Annotated in this window: 1 protein-coding gene; it reads right to left on the bottom strand. The window is 70.0% G+C overall.

What is annotated here, in order from left to right; genetic code table 11:
• Positions 1-42: 42 nt before the first annotated feature.
• Positions 43-7323, bottom strand: coding sequence for a non-ribosomal peptide synthetase (locus IBX22_RS21400; RefSeq protein WP_194817279.1), 7281 nt, complete (start codon positions 7321-7323; stop codon positions 43-45).
• Positions 7324-7338: the final 15 nt, after the last annotated feature.

Genomic DNA, 7338 nt, shown 5'->3' with positions numbered 1-7338 from the left:
CGAGCGGTATCTCGCGAGGTGAGCATTTACCGGGCATTGAGGTCAGCCGATCCGGCTCGACACCTCGGTTCCCAGCAAATCCGCCAGCGGAATTATTTCGACGGTATCGCCGCCCGCGGCCGCGGCACTGCCGGTCAGCACCACGGTGCGCAGATCTTCGAGCTCGCCGAAGTCCACGCTGCCCAGTCCGGCCTGATCGGTGAGCAGATGTGTCACCCACTCGTCGGCGAGCAATCCGGTCAGGTCGCCACTCGCGGCGACCACCACCGACGCACCGTTGGACCCGGCCGCCACCACTTCGAGCAAACCGGCGGCCGAACCCGGACGGCCGGTGCCGTAGGTGCGGGATTCGAAGGTCAGCTCGGCCCGGCCGGTGAACCGGTCGACCGCGGCCGCCAGCTCGTCGTAGGTGAGCGTGCTGCCGTCGTCGATCAGGGCCGGATCGCTGCCGCGCAGGGTGCGCAGCCGGTTCGCGTAGGTGACCGGGCGCGGCGACTGCGCGTCGATCTCGGCGCGTACGGCCGCGTCCTCGAGCGCGAGCCAGTCCAGGTCCTCTACCCCGGAGCCGAGCCCGATCTTGACCTCCAGTCCGCCGGGCAGGCCCGAGGGCACCAGGGCCGCACCGGTTTTGAGCACGGCCCAGCTCGCCACCGCCGCGTCGACGCCGCGCTCGAGCCGGACCGCGACACCCGTGCCGGGACCACAGCCGCGATCGATCAGCACCCGCGCCAGTTTCGACGAGCGCGCGTCCAGCTCCTGGTAGCTGACGGCCTGTTCGCCCCACACGAGCGCGGGACCTTCCGGGTCGTCCTCCACCGCGGCCGTCAGCGACTGCGTCAGCGCGGCGCCGGCGGTGCTGGTGTTCTCCACGGGCTCGGCGTGGGCGGTCTGCCCGGCCTGGCCGCGGTCGCGTTCCTCGGCGTCGAGGATGTCGATATCGCCGACGACGGTGTGCGGGTCGGTGGCCACCGCGGCCAGGATCCGCTCGAAGCGGCGGGCGAACGCCTTGGCCGTCGACTCGTCGAAAATGTCGGTCGCGTAGCTGAATACGACGTTCAGCTCACCGGAGGTGCGCGGATCGACGATCACTTGCAGGTCGAACTTGGCCGCGATGGCGCCGGCATCGAGCCCGGCGATGGTGAGGCCGGGCAGTTCGAGGGTCGGCGCGTCGGTGCTCTCGAAGGACAGCACTACCTGGAACAGCGGGTTGTGCGCGCTGCGACCCGCGGCCACCTCCTCGACCACCCGCTCGAACGGCACGTCGGCATTGCCGAAGGCCGACAGGTCGGTCTCCCGGGCCTGCTCGACCAGTTCGGCGAAGCTGGAACCACTTTCGACGGTGGTGCGCAGCGCCAAGGTGTTGACGAACATGCCGACGAGATCGTCGAGCGCCCGTTCCCCGCGGCCCGCGATGGCGGTACCGATGGCGATATCGGAGCTGCCGGACATGCGCGCCAGCAGCACCGCCAGCGCCGCGTGCACGACCATGAACAGCGTCGAATTGTGCTCGCGCGCAATGCGGACCAGGTTCTCGTGCACCTCGGTGGGCACACTGATCCCGGTCGCCGCACCACGCATGGACGGCACCGGCGGACGCGGGCGATCCAGCGGCAGCGCCAGTTCCCCGTTCAGTCCGCTCAGGCGCTTGCGCCAGTACGCCAATTGCTTTGCCGCCACCGAGGTCTCGTCGTCGTCGGCGCCGATCGCGGCGCGCTGCCAGAGCGCGAAGTCGGCGTACTGCACCTCCAGCGGCACCCAGGCCGGCGAACGGCCCTCGACGCGGGAGACGTAAGCGGTCGCCAGGTCGCGAGCCAGCGGCGCCATCGAGACACCGTCGGCCGAAATATGGTGCACCACAACGACGAGCAGATGCTCCTCGGGATTGTCGGCGGAGTTCAGCAGCACCGCGCGCAGCGGCACCGCCGAGGTGACATCGAAACCGCGCGACATCATGTCGGTGATGTGGGCGATCGGGTTCGAGGTGGTCTCCACGTCCAGCCCGCCCGGCAGCGCCTCGGCCACCGAGACGATCTCCTGGTACGGCAGCCCGCCCGGTCCGGTGACCGGGTAGCGGGTGCGCAGCGCCTCATGCCGTTCCAGCACGTCGGCGACGGCGTAGCGCAGCGCGGACACATCGAGCACGCCGGTGAGCCGGATCGCGAGCGGAATGTTGTAGGCGGGCGAGGCCTGGTCGAGCTGATTGAGCACCCACATCCGCTGCTGCACCAGCGACAGCGGAATCCGGGCCGGACGCTCGCCCCGGGCCAGCGGCGGCCGGGTCGAGTCCCCGGTGCCCACGACGACGCGCGCGGCCAGCGCCGCGACGGTGGAGGCCTCGAACAGTTCGCGCACCGCGAGATTCGCGTCCAAGGCCTCGTTGATCCGGGCCACCGCGCGGGTCGCCAGCAGCGAATTACCGCCGAGGGCAAAGAAATCGTCGTCCAGCCCGACCTCGGCACCGTTGAGCAAACCGGCGAAGACCTCCGCGACGGCCAGCTCGATCGGCGAGGACGGCGCCCGGAAGGCGGCCGTGCTCACGAATTCCGGTGCGGGCAGGGCCTTGCGGTCCAGTTTCCCGTTCGGGGTGAGCGGCAGCGCGTCCAGCACCACGATCGCGTCCGGCACCATGTAGGCGGTCAGGAATTCGGCTGCCTTGGTACGCAATTCGATGGGGTCGAGGTGTGTGTCGGTGTCGGGCACGGCGTATCCGATGAGCCGGTCGCCCGCGTGCTCGTCGGAGCTGACCAGCACCACGGCCTGGCTCACGCCCGGGCAGCGCAGCAGCGCCGACTCGATCTCACCGAGCTCGATCCGGAAGCCACGCAGCTGCACCTGCTGGTCGCTGCGACCGGCGTACTCGAGGTTCGCGCGCCCGCCGAAGCCGGCCCAGCGGCCGACATCGCCGGTGCGGTACATGCGAGAACCGGGCTCCCCGTAGGGGTTCGCGACGAAACGGGTCGCGGTGAGCCCGGGCCGGCCGAGGTAGCCGCGCGAGAGCTGGTTACCGGCGACATTGATCTCACCCGCGACGCCGACCGGCGCCGGGTGCAGGCGCTCGTCGATGACGTAGGCGTCCAGACCCGGCAGGGCCCGGCCGATCACGCTGGCCGCGTAGTCGACCATCTGCTCGTTCAGTTCCAGGAACGACACGTGCACCGTGGTCTCGGTGATGCCGTACATGTTGACCAGCCACGGGGCGTCCACGGCGTGCCGCTCGTACCAGCGCTGCAGCTGGCGCAGGTCCAGCGCCTCGCCGCCGAAGACGACGTAGCGCAACGCGAACTTGCCCGCGTCGCCCGAGTGCGCGGCGCGATCGGCCTCGGCCAGTTGGTAGAACGCCGACGGCGTCTGGTTCAGCACCGTGACCTGCTCGCGAATCAGCAACTCGCGGAACAGTTCCGGTGACCGCGAGGTCAGGTAGTCGACCACGACGACGGTGCCGCCGTTGGCCAGCGCGCACCACAGTTCCCACACGGAGAAGTCGAAGGCGAAGGAGTGGAACAGCGTCCACACGTCGGTCTCGTCGAAATCGAACAGCGCCTGGGTGTTGGCGAACAGCTCCACCACATTGCGGTGCGCGACGCCGACGCCTTTGGGCACGCCGGTGGAGCCGGAGGTGTAGATGACGTAGGCCAGGTTGTCCGGGTGCAGGGGTGCGAGGCGGTCCCGATCGGTGATCGGGGCATCCGGCAGGTCACCGGTCTGCTCCAGCAGCACTACCGGCACGTCACCGGAGGGCACAGCACCGACCACGTCGGCGGCGGTCAGAATGCAGGCGGGCGCGGCGTCGGAGAGCATGAACTCCAGGCGCTGCGCCGGGTAGGTGGTGTCGATCGGCAGGTAACCCGCGCCGGTCATCAGCACCGCGAGCAGGCCGACCGGCAGTTCCTCGGTGCGCGGCAGGGCCACGGCGACAAGGGTTTCCGGTCCGGCGCCGCGCGCGATCAGCGCCCGCGCTACCCGGTTCGCCCGGCGCTGCAACTCACCGAAGGTCAACGCGGTGTCACCGAAACGGACGGCGATGGCGTTCGGGCGCCGGTGCGCCTGTGCCGCAATGAGATCCACCAGGGTGACCTCGGGGACCTGCGCGCCCGGAGTGTTCCACTCGCGCAACACCAGGTCCCGCTCACCGGGGGCGAGCAGGTCGACATCGCCGACCACGGCCGCGGTGTCGGCGGTGAGCGCGGACAGGATCCGGCGGAAGCGGTCCGCGAAATCCTCGACGGTCGGCTCGTCGAACAGATCGGTCGCATAGGTGAAGGCGAGCGAAAGGCCCTGCGGCGTGCCGTCTTCGGCGGTCTGCTCGACCAGCTCCAGCTGCAGGTCGAACTTCGCCAGCGGCACGTTCAGCTCCGCGCCCGCCACGCTCAGCTCGGGCAACTCCAGCTGCGTGCGCTCCATGTTCTGCAGCACCAGCAGCACCTGGAACAGCGGGTGCCGGGCGGTGGACCGGACCGGATCCAGCAGTTCCACCAGGCGTTCGAACGGCACGTCGGCGTGGCCGAACGCCTCGATATCGGCCTGGCGGACCTGGCCGAGCAGGTCTTCGAAGCTGGCGCCCGGCGCGATCTCGGTGCGCAACACCAGCGTGTTGACGAACATGCCGATCAGGTCGTCCAGCGCGGCCTCGCCGCGGCCCGCCACCGGGGTGCCGATGACGATGTCGCGGGTGCCCGACAGGCGGGACAGCAGCACCGCGAGCGCGGTGTGCGCGACCATGAACAAGGTCGAATTGTGCTGCTGGGCAATCTTTTGCAGGGCCGCGTGCAGGTCGGCGTCCACGGTGGACCGGAACGTCGCGCCGCGGTTCGAGGCCGCGGCGGGCCGGGGCCGGTCGGCGGGCAGGTTCAGCTGCTCGGGCAGCGCCGCCAGCTGGGCCTGCCAGTACGCGATCTGCTGCGACAGCAGCGATTCCGGATCGTCCTCGGAGCCGAGCGTTTCCCGCTGCCAGATGGCGTAATCGGCGTACTGCACCTCCAGCGCCGGCCATTGCGGGCGGCCGCCGCGGGTGCGCTCCACGTACGCGGTCATCAGGTCCCGGGTCAGCGGGCCCATGGAGAAACCGTCACCGGCGATGTGGTGGATGACGCACACCAGTACGTGCTCGTCGTTGCGCAACCGCAGCAGCTGCACCCGGATCGGCGGCTTGGCGGTCACGTCGAACTTGGTCATCGCCACCCGGGTGACGAACTCCGCCACCTGCTCCGGGGCCGAGTCCAGCGTCGGAAGCGGCGGCACCGCACGGGGATCGGTCATCGGCAGCACCGACTGCACCCCGGCGCCGTCGACCTCGGGGTAGACCGTGCGCAGCACCTCGTGCCGCTCCACCAGATCCCGCATCGCCGACTGCAGGGCCACCACATCGAGTCGCCCGGACAATCGGACCGCGACCGGAATGTTGTTGACCGCGCTGGCCGGATCGAAGCGGTTCAGGAACCACATGCGCTGCTGCGCGTAGGACAGCGGCACCAGTTCGGGCCGCTCCACCGCGTGCAACGCCCGGCCCGCGGGAGTCGCCGCCTGCTGCAGCACCCGCTCGGCCAGCGCCGTCACCGACGAGGCCTCGAACAGCAGTTGCACCGGGACGCGCACGTCGAGCGCGGAACCGATGCGGGCGGCGGCCTGCGCGGCGAGCAGCGAGTTGCCGCCGAGGGCGAAGAAGTCGTCGTCAGCGCCGATCTGGGCGTCCGCACCCGACATCAGCAGTGCCGCGTACACATCCGCGACGACCTGCTCGGCGGGGGTTGCGGGAGCACGGAATTCGCGCGTGGCGAAAACCGGCTCGGGCAGCGCCGCACGGTCGAGCTTGCCGACCGGGTTCAGCGGGATCTCGTCGAGCACCATGATCGACGCCGGAATCATGTGCGCGGGCAGCGATTCCGCGAGGTACTCGGTCAGCGCTGCGGTATCGACCTCGGTGTGCGGCAGCACGTAGGACACCAGCGCGGTCTGTCCCGAGGGCAGCGTCTTGCCCAGCGTGGCCGCGTAATCGATGGCGGGATGCGCTTCCAGCGCGTTGTCGATCTCGCCGAGTTCCACGCGGAAACCGCGGACCTTGATCTGGAAGTCGACGCGGCCCAGGTATTCGATGATGCCGTTGTCGGCACGGCGCACCAGGTCGCCGGTGCGGTACAGCCTGGCCCCCGGAGTCTCGGCGTCCGCGCCGAACGGGCTGGCCACGAACCGTTCAGCGGTCAGGCCGGGGCGGCCCAGGTAGCCCTGGGCCAGCGCGGGGCCGGATAGGTATAGCTCGCCGATGACCCCGGCGGGCACCGGTCGCAGCCGCGCATCGAGCACGAACGCGCCCACACCCGGGATCGAGCTGCCGATGGTGACCGGCTCGTCGCCGCGCATCGGCGGCGTGCTGGTCGCCAGAATGGTGGCCTCGGTCGGCCCGTATCCGTTGTAGAACTCGCGGTCCCCGGTGGCCCATCGACCCACCAGTTCGGGACCGAACTTGTCGCCCGCGACCACCACGACCCGCAGGTCGGGCAGATCGGCGGGATCCACCGACTCCAGCGCGCCCGGGGTGATCAGCATGTGCGTGACACGTTCGGAGCGCAGCAGCTCGGCCAGCTCGAAACCGCCGAACACCGTCGGCGGCGAGATCACCAGCGTCGCGCCGGTGGAGAACGTGAGCAGCATTTCCAGCACGGAGACGTCGAAGTTCGGCGAGCAGACGTGCAGGACCCGGGAATCGTCGGTGACCTGGTAGTGCTCGGCCTCGGCGGCGACCAGCCCGGCCAGGCCGGTGTGCGTCACGACAACACCCTTGGGCTTGCCGGTGGAGCCGGAGGTGTAGATGACGTAGGCCGGATGGCGCTCGTCGAGCGGGCGGACCCGGTCGGCGTAGGAGATCGGGTGCTCCGGGCGATCGAGGATCCGCTGCGCCACGACCGGATCGTTCAGTTCGATCCAGTAGATATCGGAGCCGAGCTTGCGCCGGTGCTGTGAGGTGGTGAGACCGATCGCGGCGCCGGAGTCGCCGACGATGTGCGCGATCCGCTCGGCCGGGTAGGCCGGATCGACCGGCACATACGCCGCGCCGGTCTTGGCGATGGCCCACACCGCCAGCACCGATTCGATGCCGCGCGCGATGCCGATGGCGACCACGTCACCGGGGCCGATACCGCGTTCGATCAGCTCCCGGGCCAGCCGCGAGGAGTCGGCGTCCAGCTGGCGGTAGGTGAATTCCTCGGCGCCGGCCCGCACGGCCACCGCATCGGCGGCGGACTCCACGGCCGCGGTGAGCAGTTGACCGAAGGTAGGGCTGCCCGACCTGCGGCGACGGGTACCACGACCGGAACGACGGGCAGTATCCATTCGGGTGTAATCACC

The sequence above is a fragment of the Nocardia sp. XZ_19_385 genome (genome assembly GCF_015355755.1).
Lineage (GTDB): Bacteria > Actinomycetota > Actinomycetes > Mycobacteriales > Mycobacteriaceae > Nocardia.
The sequence above is the reverse complement of the archived record's forward strand: the minus strand, read 5'-3'. Positions and strand labels throughout refer to the sequence as shown.

What these genes read in the sequence shown, in the direction of transcription:
- IBX22_RS21400 (WP_194817279.1), bottom strand. Translation starts at nt 7,323, where the DNA reads ATGGATACTGCCCGTCGTTCCGGTCGTGGTACCCGTCGCCGCAGGTCG.